The sequence below is a fragment of the Streptomyces sp. NPDC014623 genome (assembly GCF_043088245.1).
GTDB lineage: Bacteria > Actinomycetota > Actinomycetes > Streptomycetales > Streptomycetaceae > Streptomyces.
In genome coordinates this window covers 325,491-351,219 of sequence record NZ_JBIBZU010000002.1, presented here as the reverse complement: position 1 = coordinate 351,219, position 25,729 = coordinate 325,491, and the positions used below count along the sequence as shown (strand labels likewise).

At 71.0% G+C, this 25,729-nt stretch carries 23 protein-coding genes and 2 pseudogenes; 9 read left to right on the top strand and 16 right to left on the bottom strand.

Annotated features, from left to right (window positions below):
- Positions 1-100: 100 nt before the first annotated feature.
- Positions 101-565 carry a hypothetical protein gene (locus ACF1FZ_RS05610; RefSeq protein ID WP_391772077.1) on the top strand — a complete coding sequence of 155 codons (465 nt, stop codon included), beginning with the start codon at positions 101-103 and terminating at the stop codon, positions 563-565.
- A 92-nt stretch (positions 566-657) separates the two neighbouring features.
- Here ACF1FZ_RS05610 and ACF1FZ_RS05605 read toward each other — a convergent pair whose 3' ends face one another.
- Complete coding sequence (locus tag ACF1FZ_RS05605; protein ID WP_391772217.1) at positions 658-2,874, bottom strand: HelD family protein; 2,217 nt, start codon at positions 2,872-2,874, stop codon at positions 658-660.
- A gap of 324 nt (positions 2,875-3,198) precedes the next feature.
- Here ACF1FZ_RS05605 and ACF1FZ_RS05600 point away from each other — a divergent pair, with 324 nt between their 5' ends.
- The 4 genes from ACF1FZ_RS05600 to ACF1FZ_RS05585 are packed head-to-tail and all read left to right on the top strand — an operon-like array spanning position 3,199 to position 6,810.
- The gene (locus ACF1FZ_RS05600; RefSeq protein ID WP_391772076.1) at positions 3,199-4,125 is read left to right on the top strand and encodes an ABC transporter ATP-binding protein; all 927 of its coding nucleotides are present in this window, start codon (positions 3,199-3,201) and stop codon (positions 4,123-4,125) included.
- Entirely contained in the window at positions 4,122-4,934 is an 813-nt protein-coding gene (locus ACF1FZ_RS05595) for an ABC transporter permease (protein WP_391772075.1), read from the top strand. Before ACF1FZ_RS05600 ends, ACF1FZ_RS05595 begins: the two co-directional genes overlap by 4 nt.
- A 50-nt stretch (positions 4,935-4,984) precedes the next feature.
- Positions 4,985-6,208 (top strand): sensor histidine kinase, encoded by a 1,224-nt coding sequence (locus ACF1FZ_RS05590; RefSeq protein ID WP_391772074.1) that lies wholly within the window; start codon positions 4,985-4,987, stop codon positions 6,206-6,208.
- Positions 6,205-6,810 carry a DNA-binding response regulator gene (locus tag ACF1FZ_RS05585; protein WP_391772073.1) on the top strand — a complete coding sequence of 202 codons (606 nt, stop codon included), beginning with the start codon at positions 6,205-6,207 and terminating at the stop codon, positions 6,808-6,810. The genes ACF1FZ_RS05590 and ACF1FZ_RS05585 overlap by 4 nt, the downstream gene beginning before the upstream one ends.
- Positions 6,811-6,868: 58 nt before the next feature.
- Here the strand turns inward: ACF1FZ_RS05585 and ACF1FZ_RS05580 are convergent, their stop codons facing one another.
- The 4 genes from ACF1FZ_RS05580 to ACF1FZ_RS05565 all read right to left on the bottom strand — a co-directional run bounded on the left by ACF1FZ_RS05580 (position 6,869) and on the right by ACF1FZ_RS05565 (position 11,897).
- Complete coding sequence (locus ACF1FZ_RS05580) at positions 6,869-7,636, bottom strand: hypothetical protein (protein WP_391772072.1); 768 nt, start codon at positions 7,634-7,636, stop codon at positions 6,869-6,871.
- A complete protein-coding gene (locus ACF1FZ_RS05575; RefSeq protein WP_391772071.1) occupies positions 7,633-8,175 on the bottom strand; it encodes a hypothetical protein in 543 nt (180 codons plus the stop codon). Before ACF1FZ_RS05575 ends, ACF1FZ_RS05580 begins: the two co-directional genes overlap by 4 nt.
- 74 nt (positions 8,176-8,249) lie before the next feature.
- A complete protein-coding gene (locus ACF1FZ_RS05570; protein WP_391772070.1) occupies positions 8,250-10,031 on the bottom strand; it encodes a hypothetical protein in 1,782 nt (593 codons plus the stop codon).
- A gap of 300 nt (positions 10,032-10,331) precedes the next feature.
- Complete coding sequence (locus ACF1FZ_RS05565; protein ID WP_391772069.1) at positions 10,332-11,897, bottom strand: coagulation factor 5/8 type domain-containing protein; 1,566 nt, start codon at positions 11,895-11,897, stop codon at positions 10,332-10,334.
- A 663-nt stretch (positions 11,898-12,560) separates the two neighbouring features.
- Here ACF1FZ_RS05565 and ACF1FZ_RS05560 point away from each other — a divergent pair.
- Positions 12,561-13,424: a DUF1963 domain-containing protein gene (locus ACF1FZ_RS05560; RefSeq protein ID WP_391772068.1), complete on the top strand. Its 864-nt coding sequence runs from the start codon at positions 12,561-12,563 to the stop codon at positions 13,422-13,424.
- Positions 13,425-13,551: 127 nt separating this feature from the next.
- Here the strand turns inward: ACF1FZ_RS05560 and ACF1FZ_RS05555 are convergent, their stop codons facing one another.
- The 7 genes from ACF1FZ_RS05555 to ACF1FZ_RS05525 all read right to left on the bottom strand — a co-directional run bounded on the left by ACF1FZ_RS05555 (position 13,552) and on the right by ACF1FZ_RS05525 (position 19,450).
- Positions 13,552-14,118 (bottom strand): hypothetical protein, encoded by a 567-nt coding sequence (locus ACF1FZ_RS05555; protein ID WP_391772067.1) that lies wholly within the window; start codon positions 14,116-14,118, stop codon positions 13,552-13,554.
- Positions 14,115-15,500, bottom strand: a complete 1,386-nt coding sequence (locus tag ACF1FZ_RS05550; protein ID WP_391772066.1) for a hypothetical protein — start codon at positions 15,498-15,500, stop codon at positions 14,115-14,117. Before ACF1FZ_RS05550 ends, ACF1FZ_RS05555 begins: the two co-directional genes overlap by 4 nt.
- Positions 15,497-16,318, bottom strand: coding sequence for an ABC transporter ATP-binding protein (locus tag ACF1FZ_RS05545; RefSeq protein WP_391772065.1), 822 nt, complete (start codon positions 16,316-16,318; stop codon positions 15,497-15,499). Before ACF1FZ_RS05545 ends, ACF1FZ_RS05550 begins: the two co-directional genes overlap by 4 nt.
- A gap of 29 nt (positions 16,319-16,347) precedes the next feature.
- A complete protein-coding gene (locus tag ACF1FZ_RS05540) occupies positions 16,348-17,181 on the bottom strand; it encodes a zf-HC2 domain-containing protein (RefSeq protein WP_391772064.1) in 834 nt (277 codons plus the stop codon).
- A complete protein-coding gene (locus tag ACF1FZ_RS05535) occupies positions 17,178-17,738 on the bottom strand; it encodes an RNA polymerase sigma factor (RefSeq protein WP_391772063.1) in 561 nt (186 codons plus the stop codon). Before ACF1FZ_RS05535 ends, ACF1FZ_RS05540 begins: the two co-directional genes overlap by 4 nt.
- Before the next feature lie 547 nt (positions 17,739-18,285).
- Positions 18,286-18,720 (bottom strand): VOC family protein, encoded by a 435-nt coding sequence (locus ACF1FZ_RS05530; protein ID WP_391772062.1) that lies wholly within the window; start codon positions 18,718-18,720, stop codon positions 18,286-18,288.
- Between the two features lie 271 nt (positions 18,721-18,991).
- Positions 18,992-19,450 carry a MarR family winged helix-turn-helix transcriptional regulator gene (locus ACF1FZ_RS05525; RefSeq protein ID WP_391772061.1) on the bottom strand — a complete coding sequence of 153 codons (459 nt, stop codon included), beginning with the start codon at positions 19,448-19,450 and terminating at the stop codon, positions 18,992-18,994.
- 62 nt (positions 19,451-19,512) lie between these two features.
- Here ACF1FZ_RS05525 and ACF1FZ_RS05520 point away from each other — a divergent pair, with 62 nt between their 5' ends.
- Positions 19,513-19,881 carry a VOC family protein gene (locus ACF1FZ_RS05520; protein ID WP_391772060.1) on the top strand — a complete coding sequence of 123 codons (369 nt, stop codon included), beginning with the start codon at positions 19,513-19,515 and terminating at the stop codon, positions 19,879-19,881.
- Between the two features lie 419 nt (positions 19,882-20,300).
- Here the strand turns inward: ACF1FZ_RS05520 and ACF1FZ_RS05515 are convergent, their stop codons facing one another.
- Complete coding sequence (locus ACF1FZ_RS05515) at positions 20,301-20,804, bottom strand: ATP-binding protein (RefSeq protein ID WP_391772059.1); 504 nt, start codon at positions 20,802-20,804, stop codon at positions 20,301-20,303.
- Positions 20,805-21,005: 201 nt separating this feature from the next.
- Between ACF1FZ_RS05515 and ACF1FZ_RS05510 the strand changes: the two genes are divergently transcribed.
- Positions 21,006-21,863: a helix-turn-helix domain-containing protein gene (locus ACF1FZ_RS05510; RefSeq protein ID WP_391772058.1), complete on the top strand. Its 858-nt coding sequence runs from the start codon at positions 21,006-21,008 to the stop codon at positions 21,861-21,863.
- Positions 21,860-22,051 (top strand): DUF397 domain-containing protein, encoded by a 192-nt coding sequence (locus ACF1FZ_RS05505; protein ID WP_391772057.1) that lies wholly within the window; start codon positions 21,860-21,862, stop codon positions 22,049-22,051. Before ACF1FZ_RS05510 ends, ACF1FZ_RS05505 begins: the two co-directional genes overlap by 4 nt.
- Before the next feature lie 143 nt (positions 22,052-22,194).
- Here the strand turns inward: ACF1FZ_RS05505 and ACF1FZ_RS05500 are convergent.
- The 3 genes and pseudogenes from ACF1FZ_RS05500 to ACF1FZ_RS05490 all read right to left on the bottom strand — a co-directional run.
- Positions 22,195-22,326: pseudogene (locus tag ACF1FZ_RS05500) on the bottom strand (VOC family protein); the annotation flags it as partial.
- Positions 22,316-22,554: pseudogene (locus ACF1FZ_RS05495) on the bottom strand (IS5/IS1182 family transposase); the annotation flags it as partial. The pseudogenes ACF1FZ_RS05495 and ACF1FZ_RS05500, both read right to left, overlap by 11 nt.
- A gap of 18 nt (positions 22,555-22,572) precedes the next feature.
- Entirely contained in the window at positions 22,573-25,710 is a 3,138-nt protein-coding gene (locus ACF1FZ_RS05490; protein WP_391772056.1) for a DUF3427 domain-containing protein, read from the bottom strand.
- Positions 25,711-25,729: the final 19 nt, after the last annotated feature.

The window sequence follows — 25,729 nt, the reverse complement described above, 5'->3', positions numbered from 1 at the left end:
GACTTCGTCACAGCCATGCGACCGCTTCGCACGTCTGTCCAGCTGGTGCGAATTGGTGGATACGGTTCCCGGAATCACTGACCCCAACGGGAGGATGTTCATGGGGCTCAAGCGTGCAGGCCGGTCCGCCACCATCGGCGCGTTGGCCGCCGGGACGCTCGGCGCGTCGATCGTCCTCACTCCTGCGCCGGCATCCGCGGACAGCGCGTGGGAGTGCTACGGCACCCAGGTCAAGCGGTGTGCCACCGTCTGGTGGGACGAGACCGCCGACACCTACCGGGCGCGGGCGAAGATCACCGACGTCGCCGGTGGCGGCAGCTACCAGGTCAAGGTCACCGACGTGAAGCTCCAGCGCTTCAGCGGCAATGGCTGGGTGACGATGAGGACCGCGAAGGACGGCGACGGCTGGCACGGCACCGAGGACCTGGCCGGCACCACCACCGTCAATCCGTGCAGTTGGCCGAAGTCGACCTTCGGCGTCGTGGCGACCTTCAGCTGGAAGGGGGCGTCCACCGGCGAGAAGACCTGGCGCCCCGACAACTCGTGGGGCCATTTCTGCGACTGACCCGCCGAACGCGTCCCCTGCGCACAGGCGGGTGCGCAGGGGACGCGTTCTCCTGTGAGGAGCACCGGAGCGTGATCACCCGGTGCAACAGTTCAGCGCAGCGGCTCCGGCAGCTCCTCCCGGTGGACGATGCCCAGGCGCTGTGTCGCGCGGGTCAGGGCCACGTACAGGTCGCTCGTCCCGAACCGGCCGGGCTCGACGACCAGCACGTGGTCGAACTCCAGCCCCTTCGCCTCGCGCGGGCCGAGCAGCACCACGGGACGGGTGAGGTCGGGCTCTGCGCCCGCGGTGACCCCGTCGAGCGGAGCCGCGATCTCCTCGTGCAGCTCACGCGGCGCGATCACCGCGAGACGTCCCTCCTCGGGCGTCAGCTCCTCGACGGCCCGCGCCACCGCGCCCGCCAGATCCGTGCCGGCGTCCCGCGTCCACGGTGTCCCGCCGGTGGACCGCACCGAGCCGGGTGGCTCGAACGACGGGTCCTCGGCCTGTACGACCCTGGCCGCCAGCTCCATGATCTCGGCGGGCGTACGGTAGTTGACCCTCAGCCGCACATGCTCGAAGCGGTCGCCGACGTACGGCTCCAGGATCCGCTCCCACGAGCCGACGCCCGCCTCCTCGGACGTCTGCGCCGGGTCGCCGACCAGGGTCAGCGAACGGGTCGGTGACCGGCGCATCAGCAGCCGCCAGGCCATCGGCGACAGCTCCTGCGCCTCGTCGACGATGATGTGGCCGAACGCCCAGGTCCGGTCGGCGGCGGCCCGCTCGGCCGCGCTCCGGTGGTCGGCCTCCTCCTGCCGCTCCGCCATCCGCTCGGCGTCGATGATGTCGTGGGCGGCCAGGAACTCGGACTCCTCGTCCTCGAATTCGTACGACTCCGAGCCCCGGGACAGCTCCAGGACCCCCTGCGCGTAGGCGACCCGCTCCTGGCGCTCGGCCTCGGCGGCGGCCCGCTCGGCGCTGTCGTCGGACCCGAGCAGTTCGGCCGCCTCGTCGAGGAGCGGCACGTCGGCCGGGGTCCACGCCGGGTCACCGTCGCCGGGAGCGCGCCGGATGGCCTCCGCGTCCTCGTCCGGTACGTACACCGGCTCCGCCAGATAGCCGGCGAGGAACTCCTCGGGGGTGAGCAGCGGCCACAGGTCCCCGACGGCGGCGTGCACCTCCTCGCTCGCCGCGACGCTCTTGCCGAGCTGGGCGACGTCGTCCGGGCCGAGGAAGTTCGGGCCGCCGTACGGGTCCGCGCCGAGGCGTTCGGTGAGCTGCGCGGTGAGGGCGTCGATGACGTGGAACGTGAAGTACGGCCGGGCGAGGTTGTGCGGCAGCCGGGTCTCGCGGGCCGCCTGCCGGGCCTCGTAGGCGATCTCCCAGTCGAGGACGAGGTCACCGTCGTCGTGCGGGATGATCACCGGCGCGCCGGGCTCGGGCAGCGCCTGCCGGTCGCGCAGGGCCAGGGCGAGCGCCTCGGCCATCGCGGCGCCGCCCTTCACGGCTGCCGCGCGCGGGGTGTCCGTGCCGTGGGCGTGGACACCGGGGAAGAGCTCGGCCTGGGTGGCGAGCATGACGCCGGTCTCGCCGAGGGCGGGCAGCACCTCGCCGATGTAGCGCAGGAAGGCCGGGTTGGGGCCCACGACCAGGACCGCGCGCTTGGCCAGCAGCTCACGGTGCTCGTACAGCAGGAAGGCCGCCCGGTGCAGTGCCACCGCCGTCTTGCCGGTGCCGGGACCACCCTCGACGACGAGGACACCCCGGTGCGGGGCGCGGATGATGCGGTCCTGCTCCGCCTGGATGGTCCGCACGATGTCACCCATGCGGCCGGTGCGGGCCGAGCTCAGCGCGGCGAGCAGCACGGCGTCACCGCTCGGGTCCTCGAAGCCGCTGCGTTCGCGGTCCCCCAGGTCGAGGATCTCGTCGTGCAGCTCGGTCACCGTGCGGCCCTCGGTGGTGAGGTGCCTGCGCCTGCGCAGCCCCATCGGCGTATGCCCGGTGGCGAGATAGAAAGGCCGGGCGACCGGCGCCCGCCAGTCGATCAGGAGGGGCGTGTGTTCGGTGTCGTCCTCACGAATTCCGATACGGCCGATATGGTGCGCCGCGCCGTCCTGGAGATCGATGCGGCCGAAACACAGCGAGCCGTCCACCGCGTTCAGGGCCGCCAGCAGACCGGAGCGCTCGGCGACGAGCACATCACGCTCGTGACGGGCCTGCAGGCCGTTCCCGACCGGCGTCAACGCGTCCTCGACGTGCTGTGCGGTGACCCCGCGCAGCGTGTCGACACGGTCGTAGAGCCGGTCGATGAATTCCTGCTCCTTCTGCAATTCGACGTTTTCGCGAGTTGACAAAATCGCTCCCAGCCGGATATGGTGTTTCTAGTGGCCCCCGGTGAGGGGCCTTTTCTGTGGGCACACAGAAACACTCAATATACGTGAGGAAATCCCCGGTCCGCAATTGCGGGCCGGGGATTTCCTGCTTTCGCAGCCGTGCGGTGGCGGGCCCAGCGGTGACGTCCGGGTCCTCCACGCCCTCCCGGTGCCGGGTCCCTGGGCAGCGCGGTACGTCATGGGTCCGTATGACAGGTGTCATACGAAGCCGATGACAGAGCGTACTGCCCCCGCACCCGCTCCGACGGGAGTGTGGAACGCATGGACACCGTCATCGAAACCGTCGGACTGAAACGCAGCTACCAGGACTTCGACGCCGTACGCGGCATCGACTTCACGGTCGGCCGCGGAGAGCTCTTCGCCCTGCTGGGAACCAACGGTGCCGGCAAGACCTCCACACTCGAACTCCTGGAGGGCCAGGCCCTGCCCACCGGCGGCACCGTCCAGGTGCTCGGCCGGGACCCGTTCCGTGACCGTGCCGCCGTACGCCACCGCATGGGCGTGATGCTCCAGGAAGGCGGCTTCCCGCCGGAGTTGACGGCCCTGGAGACCGTGCAGATGTGGGCGGGCTGCACGAGCGGCGCCCGCCCCGCCGCCGAGGCCCTCGCACTGACCGGTCTCTCCGAGCGGCGCAAGGTGAGGGTCAAGCAGCTCTCCGGCGGCGAACGCCGTCGCCTCGACCTCGCGCTGGCCCTCCTCGGGCGGCCCGAGGTGCTGTTCCTCGACGAGCCGACGACCGGCCTGGACGCCCAGTCCCGCCGCGACACCTGGGACCTGATCCGCGAGCTGAAGCTCCAGGGCACGACCGTGCTGCTCACCACGCACTACCTGGAGGAGGCCGAACAGCTCGCCGACCGGCTGGCGATCATGCACAAGGGGCTGATCGCCACCACCGGGCGGGTGGCCGACGTGGTGGCCGAGCGCCCCTCCCGGATCACCTTCCAGCTGCCCCGGGACCGCTTCCTCGGCGAACTCCCGCCGCTCGCGGCGATGGGCGTGACCCGGCACACGACCGAGAACGGGACCGTCCTCCTGGAGACCCGGGACCTGCAGCGCACCGCCACCGAACTGCTCACCTGGGCCCACCACGCCGGCGTCACGCTGCACGCCCTCGACGCCCGGTCCGCATCACTGGAAGAGGCCTTCATGGAGATCGCCAAGGGCCTCGAGAACGAGGAGTCACGATGACGACCACCGCCCCCGCCCGGCCGGCGACCACCACCGGGCCCGTACGGCGCGGCCCCGCCGCCCGCATGGCCGCCCTCGGCCGCGCGGAGCTGACCCTGCTCCTGCGCAGCCGGGCAGCCCTGTTCACCGCGGTCGCCCTGCCGGCCCTCATGGCCTTCTCGATGCGCAGCATGGTCAAGAACCTCGACCTGGGCGGCACCGGGCTGGCGATCGCGACCGTCCTGCTGCCGGGAGCCCTGGCCATGGCCCTGTTCTTCTCCGTCTACACCAACCTGGTCGGCGTGTACGTCACGCGCCGCGAGAGCCTGGTGCTCAAGCGGCTGCGCACGGGGGAGGTGCGCGACTGGGAGATCCTCGCCGGCGGCGCGCTGCCCGCGGTGGTGCTGGCGCTGGTGCAGTGCGTGCTGCTGGCCGTCGGACTGACGGCGGTCCTGGACGCACCCGCACCGGCAGCCCCGCACCTGGTGGTCGTCGGCCTGCTCGCGGGTGTGGCGCTGCTCGTGATCGGGGCCGCGCTGACGGCCGCCTTCACCCGGACGGCGGAGAGCGCTCAGCTGACGTTCCTGCCGTTCATGATGGTGAGCATGGCCGGCTCCGGGCTCTTCGTGCCGCGCGAGGTCCTGCCCGACGCGGTGGCCGGGATCAGCGCCTGGCTGCCCTTCTCCCCGGTGATGGATCTCGTGCGCGGCGGCTGGACGGGCGACCTCGGCGCCATGGACCAGGTCCGCGCGCTGCTCGTGGCCCTGGCGTGGACGGCGGCGGCGGCCGCCGGTGTGCGGCGGTGGTTCCGTTGGGGACCGCGCCACTGAACACGACGGCTGCCGGGTGGGGAGCCGTCAGATGCGGGAAGTCGGTGTCCATGAGCATGAGCATGAGCGTGGAGGACTGGGTGGAGCGGCTCGGCGGCCGGGACGGCCCTGAGCGCTACCGCCGGTACGCCCTGGGCAGCATCGGCTTCCTCGCCGTCAGCGAGGCCGGCCTGTGGGCCGTCTGGGTGGCGCAGACGGATACCGGCCCGCTCTCGTCGGCAACCGTGGCCGCGCTGGGCGCGGTACACGCCCTCCTCCAGTTCCTGCTCTGGCGTGCCGCGCTGGACCACTACCTCACCGTCGGCCCACGGCCCGTCCGGCTCACGGTGGTGTACACGGCGGTGACCGTGGCCATCGCGGTCCTGGGCTGTGGGCTCCTGTCGTCCGGCCGTATCGACGGCGGCGACCTGGCGTCCCTCATGGTGTGGCTGCTGATGTTCTTCGCCGGACCGCCCGCGCTGGCGCTGCCGCTGAGGGCAGGAGCGGCGCTCCTGGCGGCCGTCGCGGCCGGCTGCCTGACCGGGGCCTTCGCGGCAGGGCTGGCGGGGCCGTCCCTGGCCCTCGTCGCCGGAGCCACCGTGGTCATGGTGCCCTTCATGGCCCTCGCGTCCCGTGCCTCCGCCTGGAGCGTCCGGCTGATCGAGCAACTGGCCGCCGCACGCGAGACGCAGGCGCGTCTGGCCGTCGCCGAGGAACGCCTGCGCTTCGGCCGCGACCTGCACGACGTACTGGGCCGCAACCTCGCGGTCGTGGCGCTCAAGAGCGAACTCGCGGCACAGCTGGCGCAGCGCGGCCGGCCCGAGGCCGTCGAGCACATGGTGGAGGTGCAGCGCATCGCGCGGGAGTCGCAGCGGGAGATCCGCTCGGTGGTCCGCGGCTACCGCACCGCCGACCTGCACACCGAACTCGCCGGAGCGCGCTCCGTCCTGGAGGCCGGGGGCATCGACTGCCGCATCGAGTACGGCCCCGCGGCCCGCCTGCCCTCCGACGTGCAGTCGGCCCTCGGCTGGGTGGTGCGCGAGGGGACGACGAACGTGCTCCGCCACGCACAGGGCGCTTCCCGCTGCACCATGTCCCTGCGCACAGCGGGACCGGCCGAGGCCCTGCTGGTGATGGAGAACGACGGCGGGTCCGAAGCACCCCCCGGCACCGGCACGGGCCTGGCCGGGCTGAAGGAACGCCTGGCCGGACTGAACGGCACACTGACCGCCGGACAGGATTCCGGCGGACACTTCCGCCTCACCGCACGTGTCCCCTGGGAGGACGGCGAATGATCAGGGTCCTGCTGGCGGACGACGAGCACCTCATCCGGGGCGCGCTCGCCTCCCTCCTCACCCTGGAGGACGACATCACGGTCGTCGCGCAGGCCGGGACCGGCGACGAAGCCCTGGCCATGGCCAGGGCGCACCACCCCGACGTCGCCGTGCTCGACCTCCAGATGCCCGGCCTCGACGGCGTGGCCGTCGCCGTACACCTGCGGGACGCCGTGCCCGGGTGCGCCGCGATGATCGTCACCAGCCACGCCCGGGCGGGAGCCCTGAAGCGTGCGCTGAGCGCCGGGGTGCGCGGCTTCGTGCCCAAGACGGTGTCCGCACACGACCTGGCCCGGATCATCCGTACCGTCCACACCGGCGGCCGCTACGTCGACCAGGAACTCGCGGCCGACGCCATCGCGGCGGGCGAATCACCCCTGACGCCCCGCGAGGCGGAACTCCTGTCGTACGCCGAGGACGGCGCCCCGGTCGCGGACATCGCCGCCCGCGCCTCGCTGTCCAGCGGAACGGTCCGCAACTACCTCTCGGCGGCGGCGGTGAAGCTGGGCGCGGAGAACCGCCACGTCGCGGCCCGCATCGCCCGGGAGCACGGCTGGCTGTGAGGCGCGGGGGCGGGGGCGGGCATGCCGCCGTTCCCGGGCCGCCGGGCGGCGCACGGGCTCAGGGGGTGGCCGGGCAGTAGCCCTGCGGGCAGAACGAGGCGGCCGCGACCGAGGCCGCCTCCGCGTACGTGGTGTCCCATTCGTCCTCGGGCCCGGCGACGAGGACCACCCATGGCACTCCGTCCTCGGCGACGAACGCCCGGAGCAGCGAATGCCTGACCGTCCCGTTGTCGCGTGGCACGCGGTATTCCAGTTCAGCGGCCTGCGATCCGTCGGCGGGGTCCGGCTCCTCCAGTCTCAGACGCTCGTACCCGTTGGCCTTGCCCACCAGCCGATCCGTCTCCTCCAAGGCGTCGTACGGCGTGTAGCCCGGCTCGGAGATCCGGTAGACCTGCAGGAAACCCTCACCGTCGTCCGTCTCGTAGAAGACGACGTCGCCCTCCGGGCGTGGGTCCTCCCAGCGTTGCCAGTCCTCCCTGACCTGCACGCCGAAGCCCTCGGTGTCCTCCTCGGCGACGAAGCCGGGCGGCGGTTCCTCGGCGGTGGGGGTCCCGCTCCCGGCGTCACCCTCCCCGGTCGCCCCGGCGGCCGGAGCCGTTCCGGTGGTGTCCGTCCCGCCGGGGGTGGCCTCCGCGGACGCCTCGACCCCTTGCGCCTCGTCGTCGCGGAACAGCAGCCGTCCGCCGCCGAAAGCCACCGTGCCCACCACAGCCACCGCCAGCGCGACGGCCGCGACCCGCAGAGCACGCTCCACGGCCTGCGGCCGGCCGGTGTCCGGAGCCGGGGACGGCTGCCACCGCTGTCCCCCGGCGTCCCACCCCCTCATGGCAGCATTCCCGTGATCACCCCGGCGGCCACCCCGGCAGCCGTCTGCCCGCCCACGGACCCTGCCGCCCGGCCCGCCAGCGCCGCCAGCCGCCGCAGCCGGCCTGCTCCCACCCCGCCGGTGGCCTGGACGTCCCGCTCGGCCTCGGCCGCCTCCGTGCGCAGCTCACCCGACTCGCCACGCAACAGCTTCAGGGCGTCGACCAGCTGAGGCGTCGCCTCGACGAACCGCTCCGACCGGTCGGTGGACCGCGCACCGGGGCCCGACGCCGCCGCACCGCCGGTCATCCGCCCGATGGCGATGCCACCCGGGACCGGAGCCACGACCGGCGGCGGGGGCAGGTCCGCGCCGCGCGGCCGGCCGATCCGCCTGCCGGCGTCCTCGGCCTCCGCCCGCCGCCCGGCCGCGACGGCCCCTCCGTCGAACTCGCCGACGACGATGCCGCCCGCCGGATCCGCACCCGCCGGCTCGGCACCGGTCGGTTCCTCGCCGGCGCCCGGCTCCCGGTCCGCACGCCCCGCCTCGCCACTTCCGCCCATGTCTTTGCTCCCCTGCTCTCTCGTCCGCCGTTCCCACGGTCCCCACGGCTCATCAGACGCTTCCCGCCGGACCGTCACCGGCCGTCGCCACGGCCCAGGACCTGCTGCAGCGCTCCGTCGGCCCGCGCCCTGGCGCCTCGGCCCGTCGCCACCGCACCGCCGCTCATCGTCCCGATGAAGACGCCGCCGTTGCTCACCTGGACGATCTGCTGCTCCAACTGCCCGGTGTCATGGCCCTTCTCGCTCAGCGCCTGGAGCGCGCCCGTACCGATGCGCTCCTGGACCGTCCTCAGGTAGCGGCTGACATCCATCCGCTGGAGCGGTGAATCGCCCTGTACGGAGGCCAGTTCGCGCACGGACGCCGCGGCTCCCTCGGCAGGGGCTCCCGGCGTGCCCACGCGTCCGGCACGGCGCTGCGCCCAGCGGACCGCGCCCTCCAGCGAACGTGCGGCGGAGAAGGCCGCCGCCGCTCCGGCGGCGGGAGCCGTCAGCAGGGCCCGCCACGCCGCGATCGCCGGATACGCGCGGCCCCGCTCGACGATGGCGTCGACGAGCCCGAACTCCGGCTTGAGCGGGTCCAGTACGTGCGGAACCACCTCCAGCACCAGCAACTCGCCCTGGGTGTGCACCCGGACCAGTACGGAGACCACCACCTGGTGCTCCCACGCGCTGACCCGGACCCGGAGGAAATGCCGCCGGGCCTCGCCACCCTCCCCGATCGACGCGAGCCGGTGCGTCGCCGTCGCGTTCTCCCCGTGGTCGACCTCGTGCCTCGGGGGCCCGGACGGCAGGTAGACCAGCTCGTCGATCTCCACATCCCTGAGGCGGTCCAGACCGGACGGGGGCTCCGGAAGCCGGCCGAGATCCGCCAGCCGCTCCCGTACGCAGTTCAGCACCCCGGCGGCGGTGAGCGGCTCGGAGCCGGCTTCCGGTCTGCGGCGCAGATCCATCACGAGGGACCAGGGCTTCAGGGCGCGGCCGGACCCGACGAAGGGCCGCGCCGGTTCGTACAGGACGATCCCCGAGTTCTGCTCCCTGTCGATGGCCAGGCCGGTCTCCCGCAGCCACTCGGGGCCGGTCAGCTCCTCCCGGGGCAGCTGTTCGAACACCTCGGCGCCGAGTCGGTCGCACATCACCGCCTCCACCGCATTGCGATGCCTCCACACGGGAATCACCAGCAGCAGCGGAAAGACCACGGCCATCCAGTTCGCGGAGGCGTTCCACACGGCGGCGAGCGCCGCGGCCCAGTACAGGGCCAGCAGAATCCGGGGAGCGAAAGGCAGGAACCGCGCCCAGCCGTCGCCCTGGGGCAGCAGGCCGTCCAGTGAGTACACGCTTGTGCCGCGCCCCGACACGTTCCGGACCAGCCACAGCAGTCCGCTGATGATCGCGTAGTTCAGCGCCCAGACACCGGAGCCCGGATAGCGCCGGACGTTGTCCCCCTCCTCGAACAGATCGGTCAGGAGGAAGAAGTGCCGTTCCGTATAGCTCTGACCGTACGCGTCGGCCAGACTCCAGGAGGTCATCCAGCCGAAGCCGTCCCCGAACAGGTCGGCCAGCCAGAACAGCGTCCACAGGAGCGCGATCAAGCCACCGGCCTGCAGTTCGAGCCTGCGGGCCCGTAACGCGTGCGCGAGTACGGGGACCACGTCCACCCCGGTCGACGGCGCCACCGCCCTCCCGTCGTGCTCGACCAGCTCCTCCACGACACGGCGCCGGAAACGCGCCTGGAGATACGGGCCCGCGCAGAGCAGGCGGGTGGTCCCGGTACGGGAGTACCGGTTGAGGGACGGCTGCGACGGGCCGCCAGGAGCCGGCGGGCCTGGAGGTGGGTTCGGCTGAGCAGGAACCGTCAAGGTGGCCCCGATCCCTCGTCGAAGCCGCGAGTTGCGGCGAAATGGTTGCTGTGAGGCGCCAGACTCTAGAGCAACCGATTACAGCGCGCCATACGAATACCACAGTCCGCACTCGCCGGGTGAGCTTCGTGGTGAGCGGACACGGTGATGCGGCAGCCAGGCGCACAGGCGGGCGTGCGCGGCACGGGAGGGCGTGCGCGGTGCCGGCCGGGGGCCGGCGCGGACGGCGGCCCGCCGGCGCGGGGGTGGCGTGACCGGCCCGGCCGAGGCCACGCCACGCCACCGAGGGAGCGGGGGAAGTCAGCGGTTCCGGAGCTGGGAGGACAGTGTCTCGATCGCCCGGGTGAGCTCCTCCAGCTTCGACACCAGTGCGCCGGTGACCTTGTCGTCCGCCACGTCCGGATCGGTCAGCTCCGTCTCCCCGGTGCTGCTCCTGCCCCGGTAGCCGACGGCGGGGCCGTCGCCGTGCCGCAGGAACCCGGAGAACCGGCCGGGGGCGGGGAAACGGCCGTCGTTCTTCACCAGCAGCTGCACCCGGTTCAGCTGGACCTCACCGGCATCGCCCTCGTTCGCGGTGACGCGCAGCCGGTAGTGGGGATACGCCGCCGGGCAGGCGAGGGCGAACTCGCGCACCAGGAAGCGCCCGGCGAACGTCTCGTCGGCGCGGCGGTCGAGGGGCACCCAGCTCTCTCCGTCGAGGGACCCCTCCAGCACCCAGTCCTTCGGGTCCCGCGCGCAGTGGTCGTCGGCCGAGGTGAGCGTGTAGGCCGAGACCGCGGCCGGTTCGGGGAGGTCGAACCGCAACCACGCCCGCCTGGTGCGGGCGAGCCACTTGCCTTCGCCGGAGTGGAGCACCTGGGCCGCCACCTCCCCGGCGGCGTGGTACTCGTCGTTGGCCGTGACCTCGGAGACGGGCACGACGGCGCCGACGATTCCGTCCTGATCCGCGGTGAGCAGCCGCACCTGGTTCAGCTGCGTCTCGGGCAGCCCACCCCAGTTGCCTCTGATGTCGAGCCGGTACACCCGGTACGCCGTGGAGTTGACCACGGGGAACGTGCGTTGCTGGAAGCGCTCGGAGAAGGCCTGGTCCACCTGTGAGTCGAGGGTGTACCACGTCATCCCGTCCATCGATCCCAGGAGCCTCCAGCTCCGGGGGTCGCGGTCGCGGCAGTCGTTCCCGGAGGTGAGCGTGTAGGCGGTGACGGCGACCGGCTCGGCCGGGGTGAGGTCCAGGGTGACGGCCTCGTCCCAGCCCAGCCACTTGTCCGGCCCTGCCGTGAGGAGGTTCTCGGCGACTTCACCGGCCTCGGGGTGCTCGTCACTCGCCACCACCTCGTCCACCTTCACCGCCACGGTGCCGCCGGCGGACGGCACGGTCCGCAGGGCCACGGATATGAAGGTGCCCCGCCGGTCGCGCCAGGTGACCCGCTCGGCAGGGGCCCCACCGTCGTCCAGGACCAGGCGCAGCACGCCTTCGGCCGCCGGGCCGTGCGCACTCTCCTCCTCGGTGGTGAAGACACGCACCGGGTGAAGGGCCATCTCGTCGGCGGCCGGCCGGTGCGGGTGCTTTGTCCCCCGGTACTCCTGCAGTGTCCCGTCGACGGTGCGCCGGTGCCCGTGGAAGGACTTCATCTCCTCGTCGAACACGACGGTCGCCTCCGCGCCGCCCTCGGACCGCCAGGCCAGCTCCACCGGCTCGGACGGTTCTCCCTGCCCGGACGGCCCTCCCCGGTCGAGGCGGACCGCCAGCCGCGGGGCCCTGTGCCACTGCCCTTCGACACCGACCTCGGTGTCGAAGACGGCCGGGAGGACGTCGGAGACGCCGACGGCGTACTCGGTCGGGCGGGGGACGGTCGTACCGGGCATGGGCGCTCCACTGCGATCGGGTCGTGCGACGGGTTCACCTGCCTGGCCCGGTCCGGCGGGGACGACGGCCGGACCGGGGAGGCGGAACACACTCTCGCAGGGGGGTCTGACAACCAGGACGACGACAACTCGCGCTTCCGGCATCCCTGTTGAGGAATACGGGCACGCAAGGCGCCGGAGTGCCGGTGCGGTGCTCCGGTACCTGCGGCGGACTGCCCGGAGCGGATGTGAAGGTGGTGGCCGTGGTTCACGTAACTCCTCGTCAGGCGCTCCGGGATCAGCTGGGGGCCGTCGAGGGAGACCGGTGCGACGTGCCCGGGCGCCTTCGCGCGGATCTCCTGCACGAGGGTGCGGGCGGTCACCCGGTCGCGGGCCGCCGACCGCCAGGTGAGGCGCCCGGCGGCGCACCGGGCCGATTCGGTGCGGGCCGGCCGCACGCCGATGTCCGTCCCGGTCCCGTGGCCGGCGATGTCACCGCCGTGCCCGAAGCCCGCGTCACCGATCGGCGGGACGTCGTTCCCGGTGGCCGTGATCGTGACGGCAGGTCGTCGGACACGGCCCTTCGGCGGCCTGTTCCTCTTCTCGGCAGTCCCCCCAACGAACCATCCGTTCACGGGACATGCCCGCATCCGCGCCTTGAACGCCCTCCGCTACGGTCCACCCATGACACCTGAGATGCGGGCTCGGTTCGGACCCTTCCGTGAAGAGGCCGCGGCACAAGGCATACCGGCCGACGACGTGGAGCGGTGGCTGGCCATGGCCCGCCCCTGCACGACGCTGACGCCGGCCGGCGACGAGGCCGGTCCTGTGGCGGGACGGTTCGGTGGCCCTCTTCTGCTTCCGGCCGACATCCCGGATCCCGCACACCCCTTTGTCGCCTCTGTCGATCTGTCGGCACTGCCGGCCGACGCGACGGATCTGCCCCTGCCACCCGACGGCCACTTGTTGTTCTTCGCCCTGCCGGAGCCCGGCGACGGCCGGCCCGTGGGCAGCGTGGTCCATGTCCCGGCAGGCGCAGCCGTCACGCGACGGGACACACGCTCCTGGAACGCCCGGGACAACGACGAGTACCACGAACTGTTCGCGAGCTACCCACAAGGCCCGCTGCGGGCGAGCGTCGACGTATCGCTCCCGTATCACCAATTCGTCGTTCCCCCCGGAGAACGGGAAGCCGTGTACCTCCCGGGGCACCCCCACTGCTCGGAACTCGTCGAGATCTGGGAGAACACCCAGGACGGCATCGCCCCGGCGGGGCCGCTGCAGATCGGGGGGTACGCGGACGAGGAGGCCGTCGAGTTCGACCCGGTCGACATCGCCGCTTCGACCGCCGCGGACGCGGTGGAAGCGGGCCGCTGGGACGGACCGGTCCCGGCCGGCGCCGCCGACTGGGTGCTCCTCGCCGACTGGTACGCCGGCAGGCACGTGAGGAATCGGGAGGGCTCCACCGTCCACTGGGTGATCCAGCGCGAGGACCTGGCAGCACGGCGCTTCGAGCGCGTGTTCACCACCGTGTTCTGGAACCCCTGACCGTCCCGGCGGCTCCTTCCTCCTCGCCGGATCCGCCGAGAAGGCCCCGAGGCCACGCCACGCCACCGAGGGCAGTGGTTTCACCCGCCTCGTCCGTGCGTGGGCCCGATCCGTTCGAGGGCTGATGTCAGTGCCTCGGCCCGACGACGGCGTACGCCCCGGTGCCGGCCACGGCAAGGATCACGGCGACCCACGTGGCGGTCGCCGTGCCCGGCGGCAGCAGCAGCCAGGTCAGGACCTCGTTCACGCCCTTCGGCAGGGTCGACGGGAAAAGGGCGAGCGTCAGCCAGCCGACCGGCAGCGTCCACGCGTGTTGCGCGCCGCACAGCACCGCTCCGGCGGCGGCGAGCCCGGTGAGGCCCGCGCTGTTCCGGACGACGGAGGCGGTGCCGCCCACGTCCGCTCCCAGCGCCCGCACCGCCAGCAGCGCCGAGACCACCACCACGCCGATGAGCAGCACGTGCACCGCGCGGCGGGACACCCAGCGGATGGCCGCCGTGCGGTCCAGCGCGGAGTCCTGCCCGCCCAGGCCGATCGAGGCCGCCGTCACGGCCGCGGTGAGGGCGAGCACCGGCAGCCGGGGGTCGGTGCCCTCCCCCCGGGCCAGGAGCCACACCGCCAGGGCGGCGCCCAGCACCGCCGCCGCCGATGCGGGCACCTGCCGGGACCGCGCGTACAGCATCGACCACCTCATCGGAACGCCTCGCCCGTCAGCACTCCGCGCGCGTCCCGCAGGTCGCAGGAGAGGGCGGCGGCACGCGTGTCGGTGATCCATGCGCGCTGCTCCGCCGGCGGCAGTGCCGTCAGCCGGCCCCACGCCGCCTGCCCGGCCTTCCGGTGCTCCGGCCCGTCGAAGTGACCGGCCCAGTCGATCAGCCGGAAGTCGCCGAGCGCCCAGCCCGCCGCGACGCTCTGAGCGATCTCGTCCAGACCGATGGAGTTCATCCGGCTGCTGCGCTCGGTGCAGTGCGGGGCCAGGCCCTGGCTGACCAGGGCCCGGGTCAGCTGCTCACCCTCCGCCCGTACGACCACCGGGTCGTCGAAGTCGACGAGCACCGCCTCGCCCATGAGCTTCCGGGTCCCCGTGGACCCGTGCAGCGCCGTCTCCTCCCGCACCACGTCCGGCGCGTCCTCGCCCAGTACCTCCCGCAACACGCGCAGCGTCTCCTTGCCGTGCGGTGCGAGGGCCGGCAGCCGGTCACGGTGCATCTCCGTCACACACACCGGGCCGTCGCACACCAGTTCCGCGGCGGCCTCGTCGATCACGTACGTGTCGCGCGGCTCGGCGGGCAGGATCAGCAGGGCGAGCACCGCACCCGCCAGGACGGGAGCCGGCGCGAGCAGCCGGGCGCGCGCCGAGGTGGCGGCCAGCAGGGCGAATCCGGTGGCGAGCATGCCGGCCAGCCACAGGGTCTGGCCGAGGTGCACGGAGGAGGCGAGGGTGAGCAGTTCCTCGCGGGGCAGCGCCACCCCGGGCGCCAGCTGCGCCAGCAGGTTCGGCGCGTTACCCGTGGGCAGTGCCTCGTCCGCGTGCTGCTGGAGGAGGACGGTCATCACGAGAGCGGCCACCGCCGTCAGCGGCGGGGTGAGCACGGAGGGCAACGCGCGCGCCACGCCCATGCCGAACAGCGCCCCCGCGACCAGGGCCAACGCCGCCACCAGCACGATCGGCAGCCAGCCGGGAGGCATGTACACGGTGTCGCCCAGCACCACCCAGGCTCCGCCCGTGGCGACGATGACGAGGAAGGCCGATGCCAGTGTGACGGCCGAGGCCACCGCCGGGACCGCCACGCGCTGCCAGGCGGGCCGGGGCACCGTCGCCATCAGCTCGGTCACCCGGGAGCGGGGATCGCGCAGCCCCTGCAGGGCCCCGAGACCCACCGCGACGGGCCACAGGTAGTACAGCAGGCCGCGGACGGTCAGGGCCATGGGCGTCCACTGGGCCGTCCAGTCCGCGGCGCTGTCCCCCGGGCCGAGGATCAGGAGGAGGAAGAGCAGGCCGGTCACCAGGACGGCGATTCCGGTCCACGGGGCGACGGAGCGCCTCAGTTCGATACGCAGTACACGGAAGTTCACCAGGCACCCCTCTCCTGCGAGGAGCCGGCGGCGGACCCGGCGAGCAGGGCCGAGTAGCCGCGCTCCAGCGGACTGTCCCCGGGATGGCCGTCGCCGCCCGCCGCCGCCATCGTGTCCGGGGTTCCCTGGAAGACCAGCCGACCCTCGGCGAAGAGCACCACATCGGTGCAGGCCGCCGCGACGTCCTCCACCAGATGCGTGGAGACGACCACACAGGTGTCCGTGCCCAGCTCCTGAAGCAGCTCGCGGAAGCGCATCCGCTGCGCCGGGTCCAGGCCGACCGTCGGCTCGTCCAGCAGCAGGACCTCCGGGTCGTTGACGACGGCCTGGGCGATGCCCGCCCGCCGCACCATGCCGCCGGACAGGGATTTCATCCGCTCGTCGGCGCGGTCCGCGAGGCCGACCCGCTCCACGGCCCGCTGGACGGCCGCCGGGACGTCCGCCTCGGGGACCTCCTTCAGCCAGGCCATGTACTCGACGAACTCGCGCACCGTGAACCGCTTGTAGTAGCCGAACTCCTGCGGCAGGTAGCCGATCCGGCGGCGCACCGAGCGGTGCTCACCCGCGGAGGCCACGGACTCGCCGAACAGTTCCAGGGTGCCCTCGGCGGGCCGCAGCACGGTGGCCAGCGCCCGGATGAGAGTGGTCTTGCCCGCCCCGTTCGGGCCGAGGAGGCCGTGCACACCCGTGCCGAGGGACAGGTCGAGCCCGTCGACGGCCATCCGGGTCCGCCCGACACGGATCCTCAGCCCGGCGGCCCGGATCTCGTGGGCGTAGGTCCTCGGCGCGATTTCCGCCGTGCTCACCGCGCGTGTCATGCGCTGTTCCTCTCGGTCGTTCAGGGTGCTCACCGGGAAACCCCGGGAACAGTGGTGTACGCGCCCCGGCGGGCCGTCACGACACCGGTGCCGAGGGCGAGCAGCAGGCCCCACACGGGCAGGCCGCTCGTGTCCAGGAAGGCGGATTCGCTGCGGGTGACCAGGGACGGCACCATGACACCGGCCGCCCATACGGCCATCAGGCCGAGTGCGGCGCGGGTCACCCCGAAGACGCCGCCGAGCGCCAGGGCCGCCGAGGTCAGGGCCAGGCAGGGCAACAGCCACTGCGCGGCCGACACCCCCGCCGGCCAGCCCGCGGCCAGCAGCGCCGGGACGACCACGGCCAGCACGGACGCGGTGCGCCGCAGCACCAGGTACAGCCCCGCCCGCGGGGCCGCCGCCGTCAGCTCGTACGCCGGATCGAGCCCCCGCGACCAGGACGCGGCGACCCCGCACAGCGGCAGCACCGGGGCCAGCAGCAGCACCAGCGACACCTCGCCGAAACCAGGACCGGCCAGGTCCAGGGCCAGCGCGATCAGGACCACGCCGACGGTCATGGCCAGCCACGGGGCCATCACCGGCGTCAGCCACGCCGACAGCCAGACCGGCCGGCGCCACCGTCGCGCCGGCATCGTGGCCGCCGTGTCCAGGCCCGGCTCCAGGCCGGACCAGACGGCGCCGACCAGCGAGGCGACGGCGGGCACCCCGGTCTCCACGGCGTCCGAGAGCCGGGCGCGGCATGCCGCGCAGGTCTCCAGATGCGCCTCCAGCGCCCACACCTCGTCGGCGGCGATGCCCGCGTCACCGCGCGCGTAACCGCCGATGAGCCGCACCGACGCGTGCTCTTTGCCCACTCCGCTCATGCCAGCGCCTTCCGCATCGCGATCCGGGCCCGGCGGGCACGGGTCTTGACCGTGCCCTCGGGCAGCCCGAGCAGGGCGGCGGTCTCCCGGACGGACAGTCCGTCGAGCACCGTCGCCTGCAGTACCTCTCTGAGTTCCGGTGCCAGGCGCCGCAGCGCATCGCCGACGTCACCGTCGACGCCTGCTGCGAGCGCCTCCTCCTCGGCCGCGGGCGCCATGGCCCGCGCGGCGGCGGCCGGCGGCGGCGCGGCGTGGTGGGCGCGACGGCGGAAGGCGTCCACGAGGCGGCGCGCCGCGATCGTCCACAGCCATCCGACGGCCGTACCGCCGACCGCACTGCCGGCGAACGCGCCCGCCGCGCGCCACACCGCCAGATACGTCTCCTGCATCACCTCGGCGACGATCTGCTCGTCGGAGCAACGCCGGTACAGCCGCACCGCCATCCACGGCGAGGTACGCCGGTACAGCTCCTCGAACGCGGCACGGTCGCCCTTGGCCACCAGGCGGACGAGGCGTTCCTCGTCCGCCCGGTCCAGCGCTTTCCTGTCTGATCTCACACCTGCTGGACGCCGGACCGGGCCGACGGGTTTTCCCTGAGGTGTGATCTGCGTCACGAAGGAGGTGGTGGTGGCACCCGGCCGGACCGTGGCCGTGCCGCGGGCGGGGCTCCTTCCCGGCCGGCGCACGGGCTGTGCGGGGAGCCGGACTGCGCGGATGGCTCCGCAGGCCCCCGAGGTCTTCGGCCGGATCGTGCCGAGGTCGTGACGGGGGTCCCCGGGACCGCCCCTCGGCCGGGGTGCCGAACGCGTGGCGACCCGGCGGCGGCGACCGCGTCGGGACCGCCGTAGGTCCGGTGGCCGCACCGGTCCGGAACCCGAAGGAGACGCAGGGGCCCGCGCCGGCGGCCTCGCTCCACGCGTGATCCGCGTCCACGGTGCCGACTGCTGATTCCCGCGTCCGAACGGCCGGTGGGGCGGCGGGCGTTTCGCCATCCCGCCGAGGCGGCGGTCCCGGAGGATGCCGCGAGCAACGCGCGAGGCGGCACGGGCCCGGGGTCTGCCCGGCCGGTCGTGTGACCGGTCGGCGTCGACCCGTCGGGGCCCTTCACGCAGGGGCTGCTCCGACGCAGAACTCGTTGCCCTCCGGGTCGGCCATCAGGACATGGTGTCCGTCGAAAAACTCCAGGACGGTCCCGCCCGCCCGCACCAGGCGCTCGGACTCCGCCCTGATCCGCGCCCAACGCTCGTCGGAACTGCCGTGTCCTGGCACTCGGATGTCGATGTGCAGCCGGTTCTTCGCCGTCTTGGGCTCGGGAACCTTGAGGATGCACAGGCGCGGGCCGACACCGTCGGGATCGCAGAGCCACGCCCCGTCGTCCACGGAGTCGTCCTCCGGCAGTCCGAACTGCGCGAACCACTCCTCGCGCGTCTCGAAGGGAGCAGGCGGCGGCTCGTCGACGTAACCCAGGGCTGTCTTCCAGAAGGCGGCAAGGGCCTGCGTGTCCGCGCTGTCGAGTGTCAGGTCGATTTTGGCTGCCATGAAGGGACCGTACCGCGCACCTCTGACAGCGGGGGCGGGGCCGAAGGTGAGGCGGTCGGCGGCTTGCCGGAGGGCCGCCGGCCCGGCGGATCGTGGGCGGAGCCGGAGCGCGGCGAGGGCGGCGGTGCCGTGAGAAATGCGGCCCCTCCCAGTCGGTTCAGCGCCGAGGAGGAGGTGGTCGCGGTCTGCCGGTCCCCGAGGCCGCACGTACGGATTTTCCCGCTCGGCCGCACTCCTGCCGGTGCGCGACGAGCCGTGCGCCGGGGACGGGCTATGCGCCGTCGCTGTCATCGCGCAGGGAATGGATCATGCTCTGCAGGATCCGGAACGCGCCTGACCGCTCGGCCTCGGTCAGGCCGGCCAGCATTCTGACCTCGACGGACCGGACCGCTACGGTCGCCTTCTCCAGGCTCCGCCGGCCGCGGGGCGTGAGCCGCGCGGGAAGAGCCTTCCCGACGGGCGCCTCCGCGGGCCTGGTCACGTAGCCCTCTCGCTCCAGGGTCTGGAGCAGCACGTTCATCGACTGCCGTGTCACGAACGCGCCCCGCGCGAGCTCGGAGTTCGACAAGCCCGGCCGCTGAGCCAGCAGTTCGAGGCAGGAGTAGTGCGTCACGCTCATCCCGAGCGGCCGCAGCACCTCCTCCATGGCTGTGCGCAGGGCACTCGAAGCCTCTTTCAGCAGATAGCCCAGCGATTTGTCCAGGTCGACGCCGACACCGTTTTGACTCATGTCAGGATTCTGACATAGCTTGATCCGTGTCAGAAAACTGACACGAAAGAAGGAGCGTCATCGTGCCCGCCACCGGCCCCGACTTCATCTCGCTCCAAGCGCGCGACCTCGACGCTTCGCAGGCGTTCTACGAGCGGTACCTCGGCCTCGTCCGCTCGCAGGCCGGACCTCCGCACGCCGTCGTCTTCGAGACGGAGCCGATCGCGTTCGCACTCCGCGAGGTCGTTCCCGGCACCGGTCTCGCATCCGTCGCCCAGCCCGGCATCGGTGCCGGGATCTGGTTCCACGCCACGGACGTCCAGGCCATTCACGATGCTCTCGTCGCCGACGGTCACACCGTCGTCTCCGCGCCGATCGACGGCCCCTTCGGCCGGACCTTCACCTTCGCCGACCCCGACGGCTATCAGGTCACTCTTCACGACCGCGCCTGATACGTCCGGCGCCGACAAGGCCGGCCGCACTGGACATTTCCAGTGCGGCAACCCGGGGCGATGCGACCTCGGAGCTCATCTGCTGAGAACGAACTGCGGAGTCTGCTCAACGGGCGGGGCCCGGTCGGTGTCGCCGGGGATGTGCAGGCCGGACGAGTGCTGAGCTTGCTCTACTTCGACGGACGCCATTGGTGTGGTGGTCAGGCTATGAGCGCGGTCTCGTACTCGGCGGGGCGACGGCTCGGTGTTACGCGGAGGAGCCATGCGGTTCATGCCCCAGAGTGCGGGTAGGCCGGCGGGCCCGGCGGGGGTCACGATGGTGTGGACCATCGGTTTTCCTTCCGGAGGTTGCTGACGCGGAGCTGTTCTCCGCGTCAGGTTCTGGTGCTCTCCGCCCTGCTGTGGGCAGGGGCCTCGGCTCAGCGAGGCGCGGGGTGACGGCATGGCTCGCCCTGCTGGGCGGCGTGCGGCCACGCGAGCCTTCCAGGTCCTGCGGGCAGGGCGTACTCCGCCCAGACCGTCTTGCCCGGACCGACGCGCTCGCGTACGCCCCACCGGGCGGCGAGGGCATCGACGAGCACCAGGCCACGACCGTGGTCCTCCTCGGGGGCCGGAACGACATGGGCCGGCTGTGCGGGGTGGGTGTCGGCCACCTCGATACGGATGAGGCCCCCGCAGGTGTCGTACGCAAGGAACAGGGCGAAGTCCCGTCCGGCCACGCGGCCGTGCAGTACGGCATTGGCGGCGAGCTCGGCGACGACGAGCGTGACCGCGTCGTGGTCGTCCGTCCCGCGAGTGAGGCCCCACTCGGCGAGCTGAAGCGCGGCAAGCAGGCGCGCGAGGCGCGCTCCACGCCGGGTGGCGGAGAAGCGCTGGGCGAACACGCACGTGGGGGACGTTGGTTCGTGGTGAAGGGCTGGCATGGGGTTCAGCCTGGCGGGGGGACGGGGCCTGCGGCAGGCACGGCACCGATACAGACCGGCTTGTATCGGTTCACGCGCTGGACTGGACGAGTCACAGCGCGTAACCATTGACCGGGTCGGGCGGTGGTGCAGCGCGGACGACGAACGGCAGGGCACGGATGGGCCCATGAACGGGTCAGGCACAGGGAGAGGCAGCCACGGATGGCTACGGGCAACGGCGGTGTCGGGGGCGGGGGGAGCTGTGGTGAGCCGGAGCTGTCCGACAGCCTCAGGACGTTCGGGGCGGTGCTCAAGGCGCTGCGCGACGAAGCTCGCCTGACCCAGGAGCAGTTCGCGCCGCTGGTGCAGTACTCGGCGGCGTACATCGCCAAGATCGAGCAGGGCAAGCGGTTCCCGCCGAGGGATTTGCTGGACCGCTCGGAGGAGGTGCTGGGGGCGGGGGCGGCGCGGGTGCTGGTGGCGGCGGCGAAGAGCCTGACGCGGAGGGTGGGGCTGGCGTCGTGGTTCCTGCAGTGGGCGGCCATCGAGGAGGAGGCGATCACGCTGTACGCGTACGAGTGCCGGGTCGTTCCAGGTTTGCTGCAGCCGGAGCCCTACATTCGGGCGGTGTTCAGTAGCCGGTTGCCACCCTTGACGGATGACCAACTCGAAACGCAGGTTGCCGCACGGCTGGAACGTCAGCGTCTGTTCACGGACAAGGGGAACACCGCGTTTGGCTTCATCATCGAACAGGCGCTGATCCAGCGGGACACCGGTGGTCCGGAGGTCACGCGCTCCCTCATCGACTACTTGTTGCGGATGGGCAGCCTGCGCAACGTGGAAATCCAGCTCATGCCGTTGCGGCAGACAGCACACGCGGGCTTGGACGGCTCGATGTACTTGGCGGAGACCCCCGGCCACCAATGGATCGGGTACACCGAAGCTCATGACACCAGCGCGCTCGCCACCCACGGGAAACAAGTCAGTTCGATGCTCCAGCGCTATGGCAAGATGCGCTCGCAGGCCCTCAGCCCCGAGGCGTCCGTCAACCTGCTTGAGCAACTGCGAGGAGCGCTATGACCACCTCTGAACTCGCTTGGTTCAAGAGCAGCTACAGCGGTACCGGCGGTGACAACTGCGTCGAGATCGCCGCGCGCCCCGGAGCCGTGCTGGTCCGCGACTCCAAGGACACGCAGAGGCCCGCGCTGACGGTCTCTCCTCACGCATGGTCTGCCTTCACGGTGCTGGCTTCCGACTCGCGCGTCTGAGCGGCCGGTGGGGCGGCGGGCGTTTTGCCATCCCGCCGAGGCGGCGGTCCCGGAGGACGCCGCGAGCAACGCGCGAGGCGGCACGGGCCCGGGGTCTGCCCGGCCGGTCGTGTGACCGGTCGGCGTCGACCCGTCGGGGCCCTTCACGCAGGGGCTGCTCCGACGCAGAACTCGTTGCCCTCCGGGTCGGCCATCAGGACATGGTGTCCGTCGAAAACCTCCAGGACGGTCCCGCCCGCCCGCACCAGGCGCTCGGACTCCGCCCTGATCGAAGCCGGTGGGATGGCCGCTATTAATGCCGCGCTGTTGATGGTTGGCCCGCTGGCTCTTCGGTTCTGGGATGGCGTACTTGATCTGGTGTTTGTGTAGGTGCCGACGGATCCGGGTGGGCCGCCAGCGATTCGGCCCACCCGGATCCGTTCCATAGTGTGGACGAACTGCGGGGCATTTCCCCACGGGTCCGGTGTGATCAGAAACGTGAGTGGTCGTAGCCGACCTTCCCCTCTACCGGGAAAATCTTGTCAACCGGCAGCGATTGCCGAGTAGGTCAGTACGTCGGCGGGGATCTGATGGCGGAGCTTCCACACGATTCCCATGGGCTTGCTGCCCTTGTGCTCGACGTATTCGGCGGGGCCCAGCAGCATCCAAGGCTGAGGGCCTCCGATGTCCGTCTTCTTGAAGCGGCGCACGAACAGCAGGACGTGAGTCCCCCGCTCCTTGTGCGTCTGATAGCGGGTGCCCGTGGGGGAAGACTCCGAGGTCTGGTTCTGAGACTCCCAGTGGAACAGCGAGTCGCTGCGGGCGTAGTCCTTGTAACGCGTCTCCGGGGAGAAGTCCTTCTCGTCCTTCTCAAGGGTGATGAGGAGGGCATCCGTCTGGATGCCCTCACACCACTTCACGCCCTCGCGAAAATGGCCGGGCATGAAGCCGCCCACGGTGGACTGGCCGAGAGCAGGAAGGATCTCCTCACGGCTGTATGAAGCGTGCACCGTCATGGGCAGACTGGCGTGGGTGCCGAGGAGGGGTAGCGGGACGTGGTCCGCCTGGCCAAGGACGTGCGCGAGTGCCTGGTGGAGCTCGTCGCGGAAGGCCTTCTGAGGGCCGAGAGTGGCGAAGCCCTCCTGATAACTGGAGAAGCCACCGCCCAGCGGCCACAGAGAGAAGAAGAACATACGGGCATACGCTTGCTCTTGCTCGGAGAGCTGGTCATAGACCGGGGCGTCGTCGGCCAGGAGCTTGCTGTAGGCAGCGACACGCAGCGGGTCATCCACGTGCAGGAAAGCTGAGACCCGCTTCAGGAGCTCAGCTTCACCGTCAGGCCCATTGTTGTCTAGGAGTTTCGCCCGGCGCAGCAAACCGGTCCACGAGTTTCCATTTCCTCGGTAGAGCTCCTTGAGGTCCCGGCCGCTTTCCCTGAGATAATCAGTGAGGCGAGGTTCGGCGTACGTAGCTACTTCTCGGGCCAGCTGAGTAACATTGACACCAATCTGGTTTCGGATGTTGTCAATGATCAGGTCCTTGGCCTTTTCTTCAAGAACGATCTGGCAGCCGGATGGTAGCTGGGGGAAACCCTGCTCGATGTTGGTTAGAAGGCGGTTCCTCGTTAGGTTCGTCAGCGCGCGAAATTGCGCCTCAAAGCGGAACTCCTTGCGATGCTGTCCGATGAAGTCCAGGACCGTGAGTACGGCTTTGTCTTCGGTGCGACGAAGCCCGCGCCCCAGTTGTTGGAGGAAGATAGTAGCGCTTGAAGTGGGGCGCAGTAGAAGCAACGTGTCGACATCGGGGATGTCGAGTCCTTCATTGAACAGATCCACCGAGAAGATCACTTGGAGGGTGCCAGCTCGCAGATCGTCGAGAACTGCTTTCCTCTCATGGCGGGGGGTCTCGCCGGAAAGAGCGCGGGAGTTGAGTCCAGCGCGTTGGAAGAAGTCGGCCATGAAATGGGCGTGTGCCACCGAGACGCAGAAGCCCAGAGCGCGCATGGCTCCCGGGTCTGTCACCTTGTCGACCACTGCCTGTAGGACGAGACGGGCGCGTGCGTCGTTACCGGTGAACAGGTTGCTGAGAGCTGTCGAGTCGTATGCCCCCCGCTTCCATGCAACCGCGCTCATGTCAGTGTTGTCAGTGATTCCGAAGTAATGGAAAGGGCTGAGAAGCTCATTTTCCAGTGCTTCCCAAAGCCGCATCTCGGCGGCGATTCGGCCATCGAAGAACTCATCTTGTACGTTCAGGCCGTCCATGCGCTCGGGTGTCGCCGTGAGGCCGAGAAGCTCCTGCGGTGCGAAGTGATCCAGGAGCTTGCGGTATGTGGGTGATGTGCCGTGATGGAACTCATCGATTACGATGACGTCGAAGTGGTCAGGGCTGAAACGGTCCAGCGTGCGCGCGTTTAGTGATTGGACACTGGCGAACACATGAGTCCAGTGGTCTGGGATCTCGCCGGCGTAGAACAGCTCTCCGAAGTTCGCGTCGGTCAGCACGTTCTGGTAGACCCGCAGGGACTGTTCGAGGATTTCTTTGCGATGGGCCACGAACAGGAGCCGGAGATCCCGGCCGAGTTTCTGGCGTAGGCGCTTGAAGTCCAGAGCGGCCATCACTGTCTTACCCGTGCCTGTGGCGGCCACAAGCAGGTTGCGGTGGCGGTCATGCACGGTTCGCTCGACCTCAAGGCGTTCGAGCATGTCGCGCTGATGCGGGTAGGGGCGGACCTTTAGGCCGGAGAGAGTGATCACCTTGCGGTCCTGTCCATGAGAACCGCCAGCCTGGGACAGGGCCTCGTCGAGCCGTTGCGCGTCGGCATCGGGGTCGTAGGGCTCAAACGCCTGCTCGCTCCAGTAGGCGTCAAAGGTGGCTTCGAACTTGCGGAGCACAGACGGCGTGGCGACGGAGGAGAGTCGTACGTTCCATTCGAGCCCATCGAGAAGCGCGGCCTTGGACAGGTTTGAGCTGCCTACGTAAGCCGTGTCGAAGCCGCTCGCCCTCCGGAAGAGCCATGCTTTGGCGTGCAGGCGGGTGGAGCGAAGCTCATAGTTGACCTTGACCTCCGCCCCGAAATCCCGGACGAGACGGTCCAATGCGCGGCGTTCCGTGGCACCGATATATGTGGTGGTCAGGACTCGGATCGGGACACCGCGAGCATGCGCGGAGGCGAGGGCGTCTTCGAGAACGCGAAGGCCGTGCCACTTCACGAAGGCGCAGAGAAGATCAACACGGTCGGCCGTGGCCAGCTCGGCGCGAAGCTCAAAGCCGAGGCTTGGATCCTCTGGTGAATTGGTGATGAGAGCTGTATCGGAGAGCGGAGTCGCAGGGCGGATGGCGTAGACACCGGGAGCTTCCTCCTCGGCAACAGAGAGCAGCTGGCGGGGGCCGTCCGTGACGAGATCGACCCACTGTGTTGCTCCCTCGATGGTGTTGAGGGACTCCAAGATGTGATTGGCCGCAAGCACCTGCTCCGCAGAGGAGAGTCCTTGAAGGATCTGCCGCACCGTGTCGCCGATGTGGCGGGCAAGGACATGGGGTGCAGACTCAGGTCCGACGGGTGCGTCGATGGATCGCCAACCCGTCACATCGAGCTGCTTCATCCGCTCTGCGAGGCGGTGCGTGATGAGCGTTTCGTAGAGCCCGACCACTGGGGCAGTATTTGAAAAGTCGCTTGGCATCGCCGAGTCCCCCTCATTG

Bases quoted from the DNA above. Each gene is read 5' to 3' on its own strand.
- ACF1FZ_RS05600 (WP_391772076.1), top strand. From the start codon at position 3,199: ATGGACACCGTCATCGAAACCGTCGGACTGAAACGCAGCTACCAGGAC.
- ACF1FZ_RS05595 (WP_391772075.1), top strand. From the start codon at position 4,122: ATGACGACCACCGCCCCCGCCCGGCCGGCGACCACCACCGGGCCCGTA.
- ACF1FZ_RS05590 (WP_391772074.1), top strand. From the start codon at position 4,985: ATGAGCATGAGCATGAGCGTGGAGGACTGGGTGGAGCGGCTCGGCGGC.
- ACF1FZ_RS05540 (WP_391772064.1), bottom strand. From the start codon at position 17,181: ATGAGCGGAGTGGGCAAAGAGCACGCGTCGGTGCGGCTCATCGGCGGT.
- ACF1FZ_RS05530 (WP_391772062.1), bottom strand. From the start codon at position 18,720: ATGGCAGCCAAAATCGACCTGACACTCGACAGCGCGGACACGCAGGCC.
- ACF1FZ_RS05515 (WP_391772059.1), bottom strand. From the start codon at position 20,804: ATGCCAGCCCTTCACCACGAACCAACGTCCCCCACGTGCGTGTTCGCC.
- ACF1FZ_RS05545 (WP_391772065.1), bottom strand. From the start codon at position 16,318: ATGACACGCGCGGTGAGCACGGCGGAAATCGCGCCGAGGACCTACGCC.
- ACF1FZ_RS05610 (WP_391772077.1), top strand. From the start codon at position 101: ATGGGGCTCAAGCGTGCAGGCCGGTCCGCCACCATCGGCGCGTTGGCC.
- ACF1FZ_RS05585 (WP_391772073.1), top strand. From the start codon at position 6,205: ATGATCAGGGTCCTGCTGGCGGACGACGAGCACCTCATCCGGGGCGCG.
- ACF1FZ_RS05510 (WP_391772058.1), top strand. From the start codon at position 21,006: ATGGCTACGGGCAACGGCGGTGTCGGGGGCGGGGGGAGCTGTGGTGAG.
- ACF1FZ_RS05490 (WP_391772056.1), bottom strand. From the start codon at position 25,710: ATGCCAAGCGACTTTTCAAATACTGCCCCAGTGGTCGGGCTCTACGAA.
- ACF1FZ_RS05580 (WP_391772072.1), bottom strand. From the start codon at position 7,636: ATGAGGGGGTGGGACGCCGGGGGACAGCGGTGGCAGCCGTCCCCGGCT.
- ACF1FZ_RS05525 (WP_391772061.1), bottom strand. From the start codon at position 19,450: ATGAGTCAAAACGGTGTCGGCGTCGACCTGGACAAATCGCTGGGCTAT.
- ACF1FZ_RS05575 (WP_391772071.1), bottom strand. From the start codon at position 8,175: ATGGGCGGAAGTGGCGAGGCGGGGCGTGCGGACCGGGAGCCGGGCGCC.
- ACF1FZ_RS05560 (WP_391772068.1), top strand. From the start codon at position 12,561: ATGACACCTGAGATGCGGGCTCGGTTCGGACCCTTCCGTGAAGAGGCC.
- ACF1FZ_RS05565 (WP_391772069.1), bottom strand. From the start codon at position 11,897: ATGCCCGGTACGACCGTCCCCCGCCCGACCGAGTACGCCGTCGGCGTC.
- ACF1FZ_RS05555 (WP_391772067.1), bottom strand. From the start codon at position 14,118: ATGAGGTGGTCGATGCTGTACGCGCGGTCCCGGCAGGTGCCCGCATCG.
- ACF1FZ_RS05505 (WP_391772057.1), top strand. From the start codon at position 21,860: ATGACCACCTCTGAACTCGCTTGGTTCAAGAGCAGCTACAGCGGTACC.